Origin of the sequence: Mesosutterella porci (genome assembly GCF_022134585.1) — a bacterium.
GTDB lineage: Bacteria > Pseudomonadota > Gammaproteobacteria > Burkholderiales > Burkholderiaceae_F > Mesosutterella > Mesosutterella porci.
Genome location: NZ_JAKNCT010000008.1, coordinates 55,918 through 72,489, shown reverse-complemented (window position 1 = coordinate 72,489; position 16,572 = coordinate 55,918). Strand labels below are relative to the sequence as shown.

Sequence of the window (16,572 nt, the reverse complement as noted above, 5' to 3'; positions counted from 1 at the left end):
ATTTATGGGCTTAATCAGGCTTCTCCCCTGGATCATTCTCATCGTCATCGCATTCGTTTTCCTGTCGCGCAAAAAACGGGAGCGGGAGCGCTCGGCCATGGAGGAGGAGCTCAAGGCCATGCGCCGTCAGCTCAACGCCCGCCAGGGCCCCGCGGAGGGTGGTGCCTCCGAAGAGATGGCGCGCTGCCCGCACTGCGGCACTTATTTCCTGCGGCGCGACGGCGTCATTAAAAACGGCCGCCTCTACTGCAGCCGCTCCTGCGCGAGAAAGGACGCCTGAGCCATGCGCGAGCCGCTTCTGAGGCAGCCCCGCTTCGAGATCGGGCCCGAAGGCTGGGCGCTCGGGGCGCTTGCGATGCCGAGCCTGCACTTCGACCTCCGGCCTGACCCCCTGGACGTGAGCCTCATCGTCGTGCACAACATCACACTGCCGCCCGGGCGCTTCGGCACGGGCTGCGTCCAGCGCTTCTTCACAGGCCGGCTGGGGCTCAACGAGGACCCGAGCTTTGAGTCCCTCAGGGGGCTGCGGGTCGCCTCGCATTTCTTCATTGAACGCTCGGGGCTCGTCATCCAGTTCCTGTCCTGCGCGGTGCGGGGCTGGCATGCGGGCCGCTCCTGCTTTGAAGGCAGGCCGCGCTGCAATGACTTCTCCGTCGGCATTGAGCTCGAGGGCACCGACTTCGAGCCCTTCGAGGACATCCAGTACGAGTCCCTCGCCGCCGTCATGGAAGCGCTCGCCCGCCGCTACCCGATCCGGGCTGCCGCCGGCCACAGCAACATCGCCCCCGGGCGCAAAACCGATCCCGGCCCTTACTTCGACTGGAGCCGCGTGATGACGCGCGCCCTGCTCGAGCGCGGCGTTGCCTTTCCCTTCGCCGCCGGAGCCGGAAAGGCCCCGGACGCCGCCCCTGCGCGCGTCCCTTTAACATCAGCCGGGGAGGGCCGCCCCTCCTGACCGGATGACTCTATATACTGAACGTCATGAACCTGATCTCACATCTGCTCGGCTATGTCGTGGATCTGCTCGCAGCACTGCTCGGCTCGGTGCTGCTGCTGAGAGCCTGGGTCTACACGCTTGCCATCCCCACCTCCGACCCGATCGCCAAATTCTGTGAAGTCCTCACCGACTGGCTCGTGCAGCCCGTGGTTCGAAGCACGGGCGGACGCATCGGGCGCTGGCACTGGCCCGCACTGCTGTGCGCCTTCGCAGTGGCGATCCTGTCGTCCATCCTCTCGAGGCTTCTGTTCGGCGTGCCCATGTCGCTGCTCGGGCTCTTCGTCTCGCCCTTCGCGCTTCTGGGCCGCTGGGCCACCGAGCTCGTGCTCTGGGGAACCGTGATCTGGGCGGTGCTCACCTGGCTGCGCTCGCCCTCGCCGGTGATCCGCACGCTGGGGTTCCTGGTCGAGCCCTTCCTGCGCCCGATCCGCAGGGTGATTCCGCCGGTCAAGGGCGTGGACCTCTCGCCGGTCTTCGTGTTCATTCTCTGCCAGCTGGTCCTTATCCTGATCACACCGCTGGCCCGCGGCATCGTCTGACGCCCGCGAAACGGCGCAGCGCGCCCCCGCCAGAACCGCTTTGGCTCCCCCTTTTTCCCGCCGCTCCTGCCGGGCAGGAAAAAAGCGCCTCTTCCTCCTGGGGACAGTTCAGACAGTTCAAAGAGACGCTTTTTTCTTTTTCCTGAAAAGGGACGGGCCGGAGCGGCCCGCTCCCCTTCCAGCGGCCTCAGGCCCGCGCGGCCTTCAGCTTTTCCAGGATGAAGGCGGCCGCGTTTTCCAGCCTCACCATCTCCCGCTTGTCCAGGCTGCGGCGGCTCGTGTACTCGACCTCGCCGTTCTTCAGTCCCCGGTCTCCAACCACAATGCGATGCGGCACGCCGATCAGCTCCCAGTCGGCGAACATCGGGCCCGGACGCATGTCGCGGTCGTCGAGGATCACATCGACCCCGGCCTTCTGCAGCTCGTCGTGCAGACGGTCGCAGGCTTCGCGCACGGCTTCGCTGCGGCGGTAGCCCATCGGGCAGATCACCACCTCGAACGGTGCGATCGCCTCCGGCCATATGATTCCCTTGTCATCGTGGTTCTGCTCGATCGCGGCGCCCGCCACACGGGAAATGCCGATGCCGTAGCAGCCCATTTCAAGGGGCTGCGGATGGCCCTGCTCGTCGAGATAGGTGGCCCCCATCGCCGAGGAGTACTTGGTGCCGAGGTAAAAGACGTGCCCCACCTCGATGCCGCGCTGCAGCTTGAGCGTGCCCTGGCCGTCGGGCGAGGGATCGCCCTCGACCACGTTCCTCAGGTCCGCGAACTGCGGCTCGGGGAAGTCGCGGCCGAAGTTCACGCCGCGCAGGTGGAAGCCCTCTTCGTTCGCGCCCACCACGAAGTCGCTCATGCAGCGGACCGACAGGTCGCCGTAGACCTTCACCTTCTGCGGATCGAGGCCGACAGGCCCCAGATAGCCCGGCTTGCTGCCGAAGGCTTCGAGGATCTCGGCCTCGGTGGCGAAGCGGAAGCCGTCCTTCAGCTCAGGCAGCTTCCCGACCTTCACTTCGTTCAGGCTGTGGTCGCCGCGCAGCAGCACGAGAACGATCCGGGCAGGCAGGCTCCGCCCGGCCTCGTCGGTGCGGTCGGCCGCGAGCACCACGGACTTGACGGAGCGGGTGAGCGGCAGCCCGAGCAGCGCCGTCACGGACTCGCACTTGTCGCAGCCCGGGGTCGGCACCTTCTGCAGCGTCTCCTTCGGGGCCTGGCGCTCGGCCGCGGGCGGCAGCGCCTCGGCGAGCTCGATGTTGGCGGCGTAGCCCGAGCCCGTGCTGTAGGCGATGAGGTCCTCGCCCGTGTCGGCAATCACCTGGAATTCGTTGGAGCGCGAGCCGCCGATCGAACCCGTGTCCGCAGCGACCGGGCGGAAAACCAAGCCCGTGCGGCTGAAGATGCGGCAGTAGGCGTCGAACATCTTCTTGTAGCTCTCGCCCGCCTTCTGCGCGTCCCGGTCAAAGGAATAGGCGTCCTTCATAATGAACTCGCGGCCGCGCATCAGCCCGAAGCGGGGGCGCCGCTCGTCGCGGAACTTCGTCTGGATCTGGTAGAAGTTCACCGGCAGCTGCCTCCAGGAGGTGATCTCCTGGCGCGCGAAGTCCGTAATCACTTCCTCGGAGGTCGGCTGGATCACGAAGTCGCGGTCATGCCGGTCCTTGAAGCGCAGCAGCTCGGGGCCGTACTTCTCCCAGCGCCCGGACTCCTTCCAGAGCTCGGCGGGCTGCACGATCGGCATGAGCATCTCGATGGAGCCCGCGCGGTCCATTTCCTCGCGAACGATGTTCTCAATTTTGCGGATCACCCGCAGGCCCATCGGCATGTACGTGTAGACGCCGGCAGCCAGCTTCTTGATCATGCCCGCGCGGATCATGAGCTTCTGGCTCGCGATGTCCGCGTCGGCCGGAGCTTCCTTCAGTGTTGAGATAAAAAATTGTTGAGCTCGCATGGAACTTCCAGTCAGATAAGCGGCCGCACGCGCCCAGGACAGGCCCGGCGGTCCGAAACTAAACGAAAAAGCATTCTAAAACGAAGTCAGCCGGCTTCGAAACCGGCGGGCTTGGTCACGACGAGATTGTCGCGGTGGATGAGCTCGGGCTGCTCCATGTAGCCGAGGATCGCCTCGATCTCCTCGGTGTGCCGCCCGGCGATCCTCAGGGCATCGGCGCTCGGGTAGGCGGTGAGCCCCCGGGCGATCTCCTCGCCCTCGGGAGAAAGCACGGCGATCACGTCGCCGCGCTTGAAGTCGCCCCGCACCTCCTTTACTCCGACGGGCAGCAGGCTCGTGTGGCCGTCGATCAGCGCGCGGGCCGCTCCACGGTCGAGGACCACCGCGCCGGACAGATTGAGGTGGTCGGCAATCCAGGCCTTGCGCGCGAGAATCTTCGGCGTCTCCGGCACCAGCTCAGTGCCGAGGGGCTCGCCCGCGGCCAGCCTGCGAAGCGGCTCCTTTTCGCGCCCCGAGACGATGATCGTCGCAGCCCCGGTGCGGGCTGCGCGCTTCGCCGCGAGAACCTTAGTAATCATGCCGCCCTTGGACAGGGAGCTTGCGGCCCCGCCGGCCATCTTCTCGAGCGTCGGGTCGCCCGCCCGGGCCCGGGCGATGAAGACTGCGCCGGGGTTCCTGCGCGGGTCGGCGCTGTAGAGCCCCTTCTGGTCGGTGAGGATCACGAGCAGGTCAGCCTCGGTCAGGTTGGCGACCACCGAGCCCAGCGTGTCGTTGTCCCCCACCTTGATCTCGTCGGTCACGACGGTGTCGTTTTCGTTGATCACGGGCACGACGCCGAACTTGAGCAGCGTGAGCAGCGCCCCCCTCGCGTTCAGGTAGCGCGTGCGGTCGTTGAGGTCCCCGCCGGTGAGCAGCACGAGGGCGGATTTAATCCCGCGCTTTTCGAACTCGTGCTCATAGGCCTGCGCGAGGCTCATCTGCCCCACGGCAGCCGCGGCCTGCAGTCGGCTCACATCGGTCGGTCTTTCGGACCAGCCGAGGCGCAGGATTCCCTCGGCGATCGCCCCGGAGGAGACAAGGAGCACCTCGCGGCCGTCGCGCACGAGAGCGGACAGATCGTCGGCAAGCGCGGCGATTGCCTGAAAATCAAGCCCCCGCCCGTCATTTGTGATCAGGGCCGAGCCCACTTTCACCACAATGCGCTTCGCGTCCGCCGCGACGGAGCGGGCCGCTGCTGCTGATTCGCCTGCCATGATGCGTTCCCCCCTTTTTTCCTGTTTCCGTTTGCCCTGCCGCGGCGCTGCGCCGGACAGCGCCCCTCAGGCTTCATCCCCGGCGGAGGCGGCGCCGCCTTCAGAGTCCTCCCGGTGCTGGGCAAAACGAGGATCGGCCGCGTCCTGCGCCGCCTTCTTCTCAGCCCGCCGCGCCTCGTCGAGGAACTGCGCAATGGCCATCACGACCTCCCGCGTACCTTCCCTCGAGGCGGCAGACATGACGAAGAACGGCCGCCCGGCCCCCTCCCCGTCCTGCAGAGCCTCGCGCAGCTCGGCCACCCGCGCCTGCCTGTCAGACTGCGGCACCAGATCGAGCTTGTTGAGCACGACCCAGCGCGGCTTGGCGGCAAGCGACGCACTGTATTTCCCGAGCTCGCTCACAAGCGCACGGGCCTTGGCAACCGGGTCGCTGCCGTCGAGCGGGGCCATATCGATCACGTGCAGCAACAGCTTCGTGCGCTCCAGGTGCCGCAGAAACTCGTGGCCCAGCCCCGCGCCTTCGGCCGCCCCTTCGATCAGGCCTGGAATGTCGGCGATCACGAAGCTGTTCTCGTGCTCGATGCGCACGACCCCGAGGTGCGGCGACATCGTGGTGAAAGGATAGTCGGCGATCTTCGGGCGGGCGTTGGACACGGCCGTGATGAAGGTCGACTTCCCGGCGTTCGGGTAGCCGAGCAACCCCACATCGGCGAGCACCTTGAGCTCAAGGTGCAGGCTGTGGTGCACGCCGGGCTCGCCGAGCGTGTACTGCCTGGGCGCGCGGTTCGTCGCGCTCTTGAAGTGCAGGTTGCCGAGGCCTCCGCGGCCGCCCGCGGCGATCAGGGCCTTCTTCCCGTTCTCGGAGAGGTCGGCAAGGACCTCGCCCGACTCCTCGTCAGTGATCACCGTGCCCACGGGCATCCGCAGCACGATGTCCCGGCCGGCCTTGCCGTAGCAGTCCGACCCCATGCCGTTTTCGCCGTTCGGGGCCTGGTACCTGCGGGTGTAGCGGTAATCGATGAGGGTATTCAGGTTTTCATCGGCCACCGCCCAGACCGAGCCGCCGCGGCCGCCGTCGCCGCCGTTGGGGCCTCCGCGGGGAATGAATTTTTCGCGGCGAAAGGACGCCGAACCGTTGCCGCCCTTGCCGCCCTGAACTTCAATCTTCGCTTCGTCGATGAATTTCACAGCGAAATCCGTCCTAATGTGAGCCGGGGCTTCGCCCGGAATCTAAAAAAGCCCTGCCGCCAGAGACGACAGGGCTTTTGCTGAAAATTGCCAGACTGCCCGCCTCAGGCGGCAAGCGGGACAACCTTCACAAACTGCTGGTTGCGGGGACCCTTCACCTCAAATTCGACGGTGCCCGAAGCAGTCGCGAACAGCGTGTGGTCGCGGCCCATCATGACGTTGTCGCCGGCGTGGAATTCAGTGCCGCGCTGACGCACGATGATGGAGCCGGCGGAAATCACCTGGCTGCCGAAAACCTTGACGCCCATGCGATGAGCCTTGGAGTCGCGTCCGTTGCGGGTCGAGCCGCCGCCCTTCTTGTGTGCCATTTTTTTCTATTCCTCTAGAAAAAATTCAATGAATTAAGCTGCGATTTTTTCGATCTTCAGCTCGACGTAGTTCTGGCGATGGCCGGCGCTCTTCTTGGAGTGCTTGCGCTTGCGGAACTGGAAAATGCGGACCTTGTCGGCGCGGCCCTCGGAGACCACGGAAGCGGTCACGGAAGCGCCTTCGACGAGAGGAGCGCCCACCTTGAGCTCCTTGCCCTCGCCCACGGCGAGAACCTCGGAGAGCGTGACGGTATCGCCGACCTTGGCGCCCAGAGTCTCAACCTTGAGCAGGTCGCCTTCGGAGACGCGGTACTGCTTGCCGCCGGTCTTGATGATTGCGTACATTCTTTTCCCCAGTGTTTCACTCAGCCGGCAGCTGCGCGCTCTGGCGGGCCCCGGAACTGTGAAACCTTCTTGTGTCAAAAACAGGCTCCTTGGGAAGCAAGGAACCTGACCTGTGTGGCTCATCCTGTCTTGGGCAGGATGAGCAGAATATTATCTTCTGTTTTCCCCATAAAGTCAAATAAATTCCCGGGCTTTCATTCCGCGCCCGGAAGGCGGCCGGTTTCCCGCGGGCGGCGGAAAATTTGACATTCCCGTGGGAAGGAGTATTATGGTTGCCCTCGGTGTTGGAAACGACGGCTTTCCCCGCATGGGAACCCGCCGAATCAGCCGGCTCGGGGTGTGACTCAGCCTGGTAGAGTGTCACGTTCGGGACGTGAAAGTCGGAGGTTCGAATCCTCTCACCCCGACCAGATTTCGAAAAGCGCGCGGTGCGTCAAAGCTCCGCGCGCTTTTTCTTTCTGCCTTCCCCGCGGCCTCCCGCACATGCCTTCGCCTGCTGCTCGCGCGCGCCCTCCATGCGCGTTATTCTCCTGTTTGCCGAAAAGCGCAGGAGCGGCCTTCTGCGCAGGCACCGAAACACTGGAGGGCATAAAAGTTCATGCAGACCGACCGCCGATGGATTCTGGGCCTCACCGGAGGGATCGCCTCGGGCAAGACGACCGTGTCGAACTGGCTCGCCGCCGCGGGCTGCGCGGTGGCCGACGCTGACGAAGAATCGAGGGCCGTCACCGCCGCGGGCGGCGAAGCGATGCCGGAGCTCGAGCGAGAGTTCGGGCGGGCCTGCCTGCGGCCGGACGGCAGCCTCGACCGCCGGGCGATGCGCCGCATCGTCTTTTCCGACCCGCAGGCGCGCCGCAGGCTCGAGGCCGTGATCCATCCGCTCGTGCGGCGGCGGCTGATCGAGCGGCTCGCCGGCGGCGGCAGCGCCCCGTACTGCGTGCTCGTGGTGCCGCTGCTGCCTTCCATCCTGGAGCTGCGTCCTCTGCTGAACCGCCTGCTCGTGGTGGACATTCCCGAATCCCTGCAGGTTGAGCGCCTCATGAGGCGCAGCGGCCTTGCGCGCGGCGAAGCCCTCTCGATCCTTGCCGCGCAGTCGCTTCGCTCCGAGCGGCTCGAGGCGGCCGACGACGTGCTGGAAAACTGCGGCAGCCAGCCCGAGCTCTTCCGGGGGCTGGAGAGCCTGCACGAGCACTACTGCGCCATGGCCCGGCGCTTCATGGAGAACTGTGCGGCATGACAGAAAGCAAGGGAAAAACTGAAACGTTCTCAGTCCGCTGCCCGATCTGCGGCAGGAAGGTCCCGTGGGGGCCGCAGAGCCCGTGGCGGCCCTTCTGCTCCGAGCGCTGCAGGCTCATCGACCTGGGCGAGTGGGGCAGCGACGCCTACCGCATCGAGGGCCGGCCCGGAAGCGCAGACCTGCTTGACGAAGGCGACGCAAAAAAAGAGCGCTAGAAGCGCCTAAAACCTTCTCCACAGGCCGTGCCAGCCCTGCTCGAGGGCGGCCTCGAGCGCCTCCTGCGAGAAATCTCCGGAAGGCTTGAGGACCGGCAGCGCGCAGCCGGCGGGACCCGCCTCGCCGCCGCGCTCCGCAAAGACGAAGTCCGCGCCGGACGGGGCCTCCTCGAACCGTCCGCAGAGCGCACCGCGGAACGGCCCTCCCCGGTCAGTGACGAGCAGGGCGTCCGCGGGAAGAAAGCCGCGCGCGAGGCGCAGCTCGGCCCCGGAGGCCTCGCCGCCCGGAAGGAAAAGCAGCCGCGCGCCCGCTTCAAGCGCCCTGCGCGCCCTCTCGGGCAGGTTTGCGTCGCCTTCAAGCAGCGCCGCTCTCAAGGGCAGCCTCGCCCACCCCGCGATCACATCATCCATGGGCAGCAGCTTCCCGCCTGGCAGCCTCCCCCGCTCGTAAAAGCCGAAGCGCTGCCCCTCCAGCCCCCGCGGCTCCCCGCGCCAGCGCCAGCAGCGCCGGAAATGAAGCCGCACGAGCGCGTGCGGGTAATCCATCATCCGCACGAACCAGGGGTAGGAGCGCAGAACCTCCACGCCGAGCTCTTCCTCGAGCTCGCGCCTGAGGGCGCGCTCGGGGTCCTCGCCCGGCTCGAGCTTTCCGCCGGGAAACTCCCAGAATCCGGCGCAGGGCTTGCCCTCGGGCCTCGAGCCCATCAGGACCCGCCCCCGGCCGTCAATCAGAACCCCCACCGCGACATCCACCGGCTCGCGGCCGCCGAAACCCGCGCCGCTCATGGCAGGGGCCTGCCCCGCGCGACGCAGGCGGCCGCGGCCCGGGCGAACTGCTGGGCGACGCGGCCCGATCGGGAGCCTCGGCCCAGCGCGAACTGCAGGGCCGAGACGCGCATCTCCGGGGAGGCCGCCCGCTGCTCGGGCACGCCCAGCTCGCGCAGCCACAGCCCGACGATGTCAAGGTACTCGTCCTGCGAGAAGGGATAGAAGGACAGCCACAGCCCGAAGCGTTCGGACAGGGACAGCTGCTCCTCGATCGTCTCGGCGGGATGCAGCAGCCCGTCCGCGTCGAGGCTCGAGTCGAGGTTGTCGGCGGCGCGCTCGGGCATCAGGTGCCTGCGGTTCGAGGTCGCGTAGACGAGCGTATTGCCGCTGCCGCCCGCGATGGAGCCGTCGAGCGCAGCCTTGAGCGCCCTGTAGCCGCCCTCGCCCTGCTCGAAAGTGAGGTCGTCGCAGAAAAGGATGAAGCGCTCCGGGCGCCCGGCCACAACCTTCACGATGTCGGGCAGGTCGGTGAGGAAGTCGCGGCTCACCTCGATCAGCCGCAGACCCTCTGCGCGGTAGGCCATGAGGCAGGCGCGGATGAGCGAGCTCTTGCCCGAGCCGCGCGCCCCCGTGAGCAGCACGTTGTTTGCGGGCAGCCCCCGCACGAAGCTCTCCGTGTTGCTGAAGAGCAGCTCCTTCTGGCGCTGCACGTGCAGCAGCTCTCCGCCGCTGATCAGGGCGGGGCAGCGCACGGCTTCGAGCCGCCCCGCGGTCATCCCGAGATAAGGGCGGCGCTCCCAGCGGAAGGCGCTCTGCGACCAGTCGACATCGCCGGGATCAGGCGGCAGCAGCGCGTCCAGCCGGTCGATGAGCCTCGACAGTTTCTTTTCCAGTTCTCCGTTCATGAGGCTTGCCCTCCTTTTCCCGGTTCTTCAAGGCTGCCGATGGCGGCGGCGGCCGTCGACAAAACAAGGGCCCTCAGGCTCTCAAAGGGAGAGCTGCCTGCGCAGCGCCTCCCGGAGCCGGGCTTTCCCGTGGCCAGGGCAAAGGCAAACCGCACCTCCGCGAACTCTTCGCGAAGATCCCCGGCGATCCGCTCGAGCTCTCCGGCCCCAAGCCCCGCGTCGGTCGCCGCCGCGACCGCCGTCCCTCTGTCCAGGCGGAAGGCGAAGGCGTTCACGACAACGGGCGAAAACTCCACAAAGCAGCGGCGCGACTCGCCCCGCCCCGCCAAAGCGCCGAGTCCCGCGGCCTCCAGCGCCCCGAGCCCCGACCGCTCCGTGTCTTCCCGCCAGTCGGGGGCGCCCGCCTCCGAGCGCGCGCCCGTGCCCGCGTAAAGCACCAGGGTGTGCTTTTTCGGCTCCGGACGCCCCGGCCGCGCCCAGGCGAGCACCCGGAGGGCGCGCACGCGGGCGTCCGGGACGAGCAGCCCGCAGTCCCGCGAGACAGACCAGCCGGCCCGCCCCCGCGGGAACTGAAGCCTGAAGCCGCCCGCCCGGCCCGAGGCCGTCAGGCCCCGAATAGCGTTGAGATCCGCCCACTGCTGTGCCATGTCTGCCCGCTCCATTGATAAAAATAAAGCCCGGCCGGCCTCCGGATTCCGAAAGGCTCCTGCCGGGCGCCGCCCTGGGGGCCGGGGCGGCCTGCGGCCGCTCCGCTCCCTGCGCTTTTCAGCTCAGCCTGCCGTGGCAGTCCTTGAATTTCTTGCCGGAGCCGCACGGGCAGGGGTCGTTGCGGCCCACGTGCTCGAAAATTGCGGGATCGAGCTCGCGGGGCTCGCTGCCGCTCAGGCTCGCGGGCTCGGGCTCGGTCACGGACGAAGGCTCGGGCTGCGCCGCCTGGGCGGCCGCGGCCTGACGCTGCGCCTCCGCCGTTGTGGCGCTGCTCGCCGCCTCGGCCTCCTCCGGCATCTGGATCTGCACCTGCATCAGCACGCGGATCACGCCCTCGCGGGTGATGTCGAGCAGGTCCTTGAACATTTCGAAGGCCTCGCGCTTGTACTCCTGCTTGGGCTGCTTCTGGGCGTAGCCGCGCAGGAAGATGCCCTGGCGCAGCAGGTCGAGGCTGCTGATGTGCTGGCGCCAGGTCTGGTCGAGCACCTGCAGCAGCACGGAGCGCGCGAACGCGTTCCAGGCGTCCGCCCCCACGAGCTCCACCTTCGCGTTGTAGACCTTGTCGGCCTCCTCGATCACCTTCTGCACGAGGTCGTCGTCAATGCGCGACTCGTCCTCCTCCATCCAGCGCCTGGCGTCGAAGTCGACCGCCCATTCGCCGCGCAGCGCCGAGGTGAGGCCCTCGAGATCCCACTGGTCCTCAACGGTCTCCGGGGGCACATAGCGGCGCACGAGGTCGCTGTAGAAGCCGTGGCGCATCTCCGCCAGGCTCTCGGTGAGGTCCTTCGAATCGAGGATCTCGTTGCGCACCTTGTAGATCTCGTGGCGCTGGTCATTCTGCACGTCGTCGAACTCGAGCAGCTGCTTGCGAATGTCGTAGTTGCGCGCCTCGACCTTGCGCTGGGCGTTCTCGATCATGCGCGAGAGCATCCGGCTCTCGATCGGCACGCCTTCCTCGAGCTTGAGCCTCTCGGCCATCGACTTCATGCGGTCGCCGCCGAAAATGCGCAGCAGGTTGTCTTCCATCGACAGGTAGAACGCGGAGCTGCCCGGGTCGCCCTGGCGGCCGGAGCGGCCGCGCAGCTGGTTGTCGATGCGGCGCGACTCGTGGCGCTCGGAGCCAATGATGCGCAGGCCCCCGTTTTTCACCACCTCGTCGTGCAGCTTCTGCCACTGCGCCTTTTCCTTTTCGATCTGGGCCGCCTTCTGCTCCTCGGTGAGGCTGTCGTCGTGCGTGATCGCTTCGATGCGGTTGCTGATGCTGCCGCCCAGCACGATGTCGGTGCCGCGGCCGGCCATGTTGGTGGCGATCGTCACCATGCCGGGACGCCCGGCTTCGGCGACGACCAGAGCCTCCTTCTCGTGCTGCTTGGCGTTGAGCACGTTGTGCGGGATGCCCGCCTTGTCCATGAGCTTGCTGATGATCTCCGAGTTGTCGATCGAGGTCGTGCCCACGAGCACCGGCTGCCTGCGCTTGTAGCAGTCCTCGACGTCCTTCAGGATCGCAGCGTACTTCTCGCGCTCGGTCTTGAAGACCCGGTCCTGCTCGTCGCGGCGGATCATCGGGCGGTTGGTCGGAATCACGACCGTCTCGAGCCCGTAGATGTCCTGGAACTCATAGGCCTCGGTGTCGGCCGTGCCCGTCATGCCCGCGAGCTTGTCGTACATGCGGAAGTAGTTCTGGAAGGTGATGGAGGCCATCGTCTGGGTCTCCTGCTGGATCTTCACCCCTTCCTTCGCCTCGATCGCCTGATGGATGCCGTCGCTCCAGCGCCGGCCGGGCATGAGACGCCCCGTGAACTCGTCGACGATGATCACCTCGCCGTTCTGCACCACGTAGTGCTGATCCCGGTTGAAAAGCGTGTGGGCCTTGAGCGCCGCGAGCAGGTGATGCATCAGCATGATGTTCTGCGGCGAGTAGAGGCTGCGGCCGTTCTTGATGAGGCCGCGCTCGGTGAAGATGCGCTCGACCGTTTCGTGGCCCTGGTCGGAGAGGTAAACCTGGTGGGCCTTCTCGTCAACCCAGTAGTCGCCCGGCTCCTTCTCGCCCTTCTGCCGGGTGAGCAGCGCCGGAATCGCGTCCATCTCGCGGTAGAGCTCGACGTTGTCCTCGGCCGGACCGGAAATGATCAGCGGGGTTCTCGCCTCGTCGATCAGGATGGAGTCCACCTCGTCGACGATCGCATAGTTGAGCGGCCTCTGGCGGCGGTTGCCCGGCTCGTACTCCATGTTGTCGCGCAGGTAGTCGAAGCCGAACTCGTTGTTCGTGCCGTAAGTGATGTCGCAGGCGTAGGCGTCGCGCTTCACGGCGGGATCCTGCTCGCCCGAGAGAATCACCCCCACGCTAAGGCCGAGCCACTTGTAGAGGCGCCCCATCCAGCGGGCGTCGCGCGAGGCAAGGTAGTCGTTCACGGTCACCACGTGCACGCCCCGGCCGGTGAGCGCGTTCAGGTACACGGCAAGCGTCGCAGTGAGCGTCTTGCCTTCTCCCGTGCGCATTTCGGCGATCTTGCCGTCGTGCAGCACCATGCCGCCGATCAGCTGCACGTCGAAATGCCTCATGCCCATCACGCGCACCGAGGCTTCGCGCACCACGGCAAACGCCTCCGGCAGCAGGCTGTCGAGCGTCTCGCCCCGGTCGAGGCGGGCCCGGAACTCCCCGGTCTTCGCCTTGAGCTCCTCGTCGGAGAGCTTCTTCATCGAGGGTTCTAGCGCGTTGATCTGGGCGCAGCGGCGGCGGTAGGCCTTGACGAGGCGCTGGTTGCGGCTGCCGAAAATTTTTGTGAGAAATCCGTCGAACATATCATCCCTTGCGCCTGCGGCGCCGGCCCTGTGCCTTCCCCGCTTGATGCCCGCGGGAAGGGGGTTGCGCAGGCGTGAAGCCATACACTGGAAACCGTTCAAGCCCGGGAGCGCGCACCGCCCCCCGAGATTAAGCGAAAACAAGAATAGAGGATTATCGCACAGTCGGACAGGCGGGCGGGCGCCCCGAAAGGGGAAAAGAACCCCGCCCTGCCCTATACTTGCCGCTGCGGGAAGAGGAGGGCCGCCCCTTTCCGCATGCGCACCGGCGGCCCGCAGGAGCAAAGCCAGAACATCATGACTGCCGCACCCAAAGGCGGACCGGCGCTGCGCCGCCCGTTCCGCTACCTCAGCGCGAGCCGGGGCCTCGGCTCCAGGCTGCGCGCCGCGCAGGAAGTCTCCCGGGTCGTTGAGGAAGCCTGCGCCGGGCGGCGCCTGCGCGTCAGATTTTCCGGCCCGGGCCAGGCCGTGCTCCTCGAAGGCGGGGCGCTGCGGCTGGTCGTGCGCACCCCCTCCGAGGCCTACCAGATCCGCAACGTCATGCCCACCATCCGCGCCGCGCTCGAGCACGCCTTCGGCGGAGCCGTCCGTTCGGTCTCGGTTTCGGTGAACCCCACGCTGCACGACCCCCTGCCCTCGGGCGGCGACGCCCCGCAGGGCGAGCCCCGGCTCCCCAGCCCGGGGGCGGCCAGAGAGGCTCTTGAAAAAGCAAAGCGGCTTCCCGAAGGAAGCCGCATCCGCGAGTCGCTCGAAAACCTGGCCCGCTCGCTCGGGGAATAAAGCCCGGCTTTTCAGGCCAGAGCCCCGGAGGGCTTGAAGACAAAGTCGACGGGGGCTTTCTGCGCCTCCTCGAAGGTGACGAGCTCCCAGGCCCCCTGTTCGGCCAGCAGCGCCCGCAGCAGCCGGTTGTTGAGCGCGTGCCCCGACTTGTGGGCCGTGTACGCGGCCAGCAGCGGATGTCCCAGCACATAGAGGTCGCCCATCGCGTCGAGGATCTTGTGCTTCACAAATTCGTCGCGGCTGCGCAGCCCGTCGCTGTTGAGCACCCGGTAGTCGTCCATCACGACGGCGTTCTCGAGCGTGCCGCCCTGGGCGAGGCCCATCGAGCGCAGGAACTCCACGTCGTTCACGAACCCGAAGGTGCGGGCCCGGGACACGTCCTTCACATAGGAATCCTTCGAGAAATCCACCCGGGCGCGCTGAATCGTCGCGTCGATGGCGGGATGGTGGAAGCTGATGGAAAAGTCGAGCGTGAAGCCGAAATGCGGTTCGAGCCTCGCGCTCTTGTCGCCGTCCTTCACCTCGACCGTCTTCAGCACGCACACAAAACGCTTCGGCGCGTTCTGCTCGACGATGCCGGCGGCATGGATCAGGAAAACGAAGCTCGCCGCGGAGCCGTCCATCACCGGGATCTCCGGGGCGTCGACCTCCACCAGGCAGTTGTCGATCCCCAGGCCGTTGAAGGCGCTCATCAGGTGCTCGATCGTGCTCACCCGGGCGCTGCCCACATTGACAGTGGTGGCCAGCCTGGTGTCGTTCACGTTCTCAGGCCTGGCGGGGATGTCCGGCGCGCCCTTGAGATCCGTTCTCCGGAAAACGATGCCCGTGTTCTCAGGCGCGGGACGGAGAACCATGCGGATGCGACGCCCGCTGTGCAGTCCGATCCCCACCGTCGAGACCGGCTCCTTTAGCGTTCTCTGCTTAAGCATTTTTAGCTGCGTTTCAAGGCCGGCGCTTCGGGCCCTTTAAAGGCTGAAGACCTCGGCGCCTCGGGCGCCGGCAAAAGATTCTGGATCCGCTATTTTAGCGGAATCGCCGCTTCAGTGATGCGGCTTATTGCGGCTGAAGGCCGGCGTTTCCATGCTCCTGAGCATTTCCTCGCTGAAAAAGCCCTGGCTCCAGACATTCACTTCAAGGGGCTTGTCCTCCGGGCGCCCGCCCGGTTCGGCCGCCGCGCTCTCGGCGGGCTTTTCGGGCTTGGGCTTGGCCTTAGGCTCGGGCCGAGCGCTCTCCGCCTTCGGAGACTCCCAGGCAAAGCCGGGGGCCGCCGCGGCGGCGGGAGCACCGCCCGCCGGGGACTGCGCGAGAGCCGCGTGGTGCGGCTGCTCGGTCTCCGTCGGATCCTTGAAGGCAGGAATCGGCTCGGGCTTCGGGGCCTCGGCCGGAGCGGCCTGGGCAGGCGCCTTTGCGGCGGAATCGGACGCCGGCGCGGCCTGAGAGGCCGCCGCGGGAGCGGAGAAAATCGACGACCAGTCGGGGCGCGCCCCCTGCTTCTGCGCGTCGGCTCCCGAAAGCGGGCTGTCCATGCCGGTGGCCACCACCGTCACCCTCAGGTTATCGCCCATCGAATCGTCGCGGGCCGAGCCGAAAATCACGTTCGCGCCAGGCGAGACGAAATTGTTCAGGATCTTCATCACCTTGCGCGGCTCGGAGAGCTTGAGCGAGTTGCTCGCCGTCACGTAAACCAGAAGCCCGCGGGCTCCGTGCAGGTCGGTACCTTCGAGCAGCGGCGAGGACACGGCCTGCGTGGCCGCCTTCTCCGCGCGGTCCGGCCCGGAGGCGGTAGCCGATCCCATGAGGGCCGTGCCGTGCTCGCGCATCACGGTGGACAAATCGTTGAAGTCGACGTTGATCAGGCCCGGCGTGTGGATGATCTCCGCAATGCCGTTGCAGGCCTTGTAGAGCACCTCGTTCGCGGCATTGAAGCAGTCTTCCATGGTCGCGTCCTCGCCAAACTCGTCTTCGAGCTTGTCATTGAGGATCACGATGAGCGAGTCCACGTACTTCTTCAGGTTCTCGATGCCCTTTTCGGCGCGCGTCATGCGCGGCGTGCCCTCGTAGGAGAAGGGCTTGGTCACCACGCCGACGGTGAGGATGCCCTCCTCCTTGGCGATCTTGGCGATGACGGGGGCCGCGCCCGTGCCGGTGCCGCCGCCCATGCCCGCAGTGATGAAGAGCAGGTGCGCACCTGAGACGGCGTCGCGGATCCGCTCGGCGGAATCCACCGCGGCCTTCGCTCCGACCTCGGGGTTGGCTCCGGCGCCCAGGCCGCTCTCGCCAAGCTGCAGCAGGACGTGGGCCTTGTTCATCGCAAGCGCCTGGTGGTCGGTATTGGCGGCGATGAACTCGATGCCGTCGGCGCCCTGGTCCACCATATACTGGACGGCGTTGCCGCCGCCCCCGCCCACGCCGATCACTTTGATCACCGTGTTGCGCGGGTCTTTGTCCAGCATTTCGAAACTACTCATTGCACATCTCCGTGAGGCAGCCCTGACTGCTCGCCTTTAAGCCCTCCGTCGCGG

Annotated in this window: 16 protein-coding genes, 1 tRNA gene and 1 pseudogene; 7 read left to right on the top strand and 11 right to left on the bottom strand. The window is 66.7% G+C overall.

Annotated features, from left to right (window positions below):
- The first annotated feature begins 4 nt into the window (after positions 1-4).
- From MAF45_RS07475 to MAF45_RS07465, 3 genes are read left to right on the top strand one after another with little or no spacing between them, the layout of a single operon-like run.
- Positions 5-280, top strand: coding sequence for a PP0621 family protein (locus tag MAF45_RS07475; RefSeq protein WP_237979011.1), 276 nt, complete (start codon positions 5-7; stop codon positions 278-280).
- Between the two features lie 3 nt (positions 281-283).
- The gene (gene ampD / locus MAF45_RS07470; protein ID WP_237979010.1) at positions 284-955 is read left to right on the top strand and encodes a 1,6-anhydro-N-acetylmuramyl-L-alanine amidase AmpD; all 672 of its coding nucleotides are present in this window, start codon (positions 284-286) and stop codon (positions 953-955) included.
- Positions 956-981: 26 nt separating this feature from the next.
- On the top strand, positions 982-1,536 hold the full coding sequence (locus tag MAF45_RS07465) for a YggT family protein (protein ID WP_237979009.1): 555 nt from the start codon (positions 982-984) through the stop codon (positions 1,534-1,536).
- A 187-nt stretch (positions 1,537-1,723) separates the two neighbouring features.
- On the opposite strand, the gene MAF45_RS07460 is transcribed toward MAF45_RS07465, so the two are convergent.
- The 5 genes from MAF45_RS07460 to rplU all read right to left on the bottom strand — a co-directional run bounded on the left by MAF45_RS07460 (position 1,724) and on the right by rplU (position 6,635).
- Positions 1,724-3,481 (bottom strand): proline--tRNA ligase, encoded by a 1,758-nt coding sequence (locus MAF45_RS07460; RefSeq protein ID WP_237979008.1) that lies wholly within the window; start codon positions 3,479-3,481, stop codon positions 1,724-1,726.
- Positions 3,482-3,567: 86 nt separating this feature from the next.
- A complete protein-coding gene (gene proB, locus MAF45_RS07455) occupies positions 3,568-4,734 on the bottom strand; it encodes a glutamate 5-kinase (RefSeq protein WP_237979007.1) in 1,167 nt (388 codons plus the stop codon).
- 66 nt (positions 4,735-4,800) lie between these two features.
- A complete protein-coding gene (gene obgE / locus MAF45_RS07450; RefSeq protein ID WP_237979006.1) occupies positions 4,801-5,922 on the bottom strand; it encodes a GTPase ObgE in 1,122 nt (373 codons plus the stop codon).
- Between the two features lie 104 nt (positions 5,923-6,026).
- Positions 6,027-6,290 (bottom strand): 50S ribosomal protein L27, encoded by a 264-nt coding sequence (rpmA, locus tag MAF45_RS07445; protein ID WP_237979005.1) that lies wholly within the window; start codon positions 6,288-6,290, stop codon positions 6,027-6,029.
- Positions 6,291-6,323: 33 nt separating this feature from the next.
- Positions 6,324-6,635, bottom strand: coding sequence for a 50S ribosomal protein L21 (rplU, locus tag MAF45_RS07440; protein ID WP_237979004.1), 312 nt, complete (start codon positions 6,633-6,635; stop codon positions 6,324-6,326).
- 333 nt (positions 6,636-6,968) lie between these two features.
- Between rplU and MAF45_RS07435 the strand changes: the two genes are divergently transcribed.
- From MAF45_RS07435 to MAF45_RS07425, 3 genes are all read left to right on the top strand, one after another.
- Positions 6,969-7,045: transfer RNA gene (locus MAF45_RS07435), tRNA-Pro, on the top strand.
- A gap of 188 nt (positions 7,046-7,233) precedes the next feature.
- A complete protein-coding gene (gene coaE, locus MAF45_RS07430; protein ID WP_237979003.1) occupies positions 7,234-7,872 on the top strand; it encodes a dephospho-CoA kinase in 639 nt (212 codons plus the stop codon).
- Positions 7,869-8,087: a DNA gyrase inhibitor YacG gene (locus MAF45_RS07425; RefSeq protein ID WP_237979002.1), complete on the top strand. Its 219-nt coding sequence runs from the start codon at positions 7,869-7,871 to the stop codon at positions 8,085-8,087. Before coaE ends, MAF45_RS07425 begins: the two co-directional genes overlap by 4 nt.
- Positions 8,088-8,093: 6 nt before the next feature.
- Here the strand turns inward: MAF45_RS07425 and MAF45_RS07420 are convergent, their stop codons facing one another.
- From MAF45_RS07420 to secA, 4 genes are all read right to left on the bottom strand, one after another.
- On the bottom strand, positions 8,094-8,873 hold the full coding sequence (locus tag MAF45_RS07420) for an NUDIX domain-containing protein (RefSeq protein WP_237979001.1): 780 nt from the start codon (positions 8,871-8,873) through the stop codon (positions 8,094-8,096).
- Positions 8,870-9,760 carry an ATP-binding protein gene (locus MAF45_RS07415; protein ID WP_237979000.1) on the bottom strand — a complete coding sequence of 297 codons (891 nt, stop codon included), beginning with the start codon at positions 9,758-9,760 and terminating at the stop codon, positions 8,870-8,872. Before MAF45_RS07415 ends, MAF45_RS07420 begins: the two co-directional genes overlap by 4 nt.
- Positions 9,757-10,407 (bottom strand): hypothetical protein, encoded by a 651-nt coding sequence (locus MAF45_RS07410; protein WP_237978999.1) that lies wholly within the window; start codon positions 10,405-10,407, stop codon positions 9,757-9,759. Before MAF45_RS07410 ends, MAF45_RS07415 begins: the two co-directional genes overlap by 4 nt.
- Positions 10,408-10,525: 118 nt before the next feature.
- Positions 10,526-13,270, bottom strand: coding sequence for a preprotein translocase subunit SecA (gene secA / locus MAF45_RS07405; protein WP_237978998.1), 2,745 nt, complete (start codon positions 13,268-13,270; stop codon positions 10,526-10,528).
- Positions 13,271-13,567: 297 nt separating this feature from the next.
- On the opposite strand from secA, the gene MAF45_RS07400 reads away from it, so the two are divergent.
- Positions 13,568-14,050 carry a hypothetical protein gene (locus MAF45_RS07400; protein ID WP_237978997.1) on the top strand — a complete coding sequence of 161 codons (483 nt, stop codon included), beginning with the start codon at positions 13,568-13,570 and terminating at the stop codon, positions 14,048-14,050.
- Positions 14,051-14,061: 11 nt separating this feature from the next.
- Here the strand turns inward: MAF45_RS07400 and lpxC are convergent, their stop codons facing one another.
- Together lpxC and ftsZ are read right to left on the bottom strand one after the other, a co-directional pair.
- Positions 14,062-14,979: a UDP-3-O-acyl-N-acetylglucosamine deacetylase gene (gene lpxC, locus MAF45_RS07395; RefSeq protein ID WP_237978996.1), complete on the bottom strand. Its 918-nt coding sequence runs from the start codon at positions 14,977-14,979 to the stop codon at positions 14,062-14,064.
- Positions 14,980-15,348: 369 nt separating this feature from the next.
- Positions 15,349-16,518 (bottom strand): annotated as a pseudogene (gene ftsZ / locus MAF45_RS07390) (cell division protein FtsZ); the annotation flags it as partial.
- Positions 16,519-16,572: the final 54 nt, after the last annotated feature.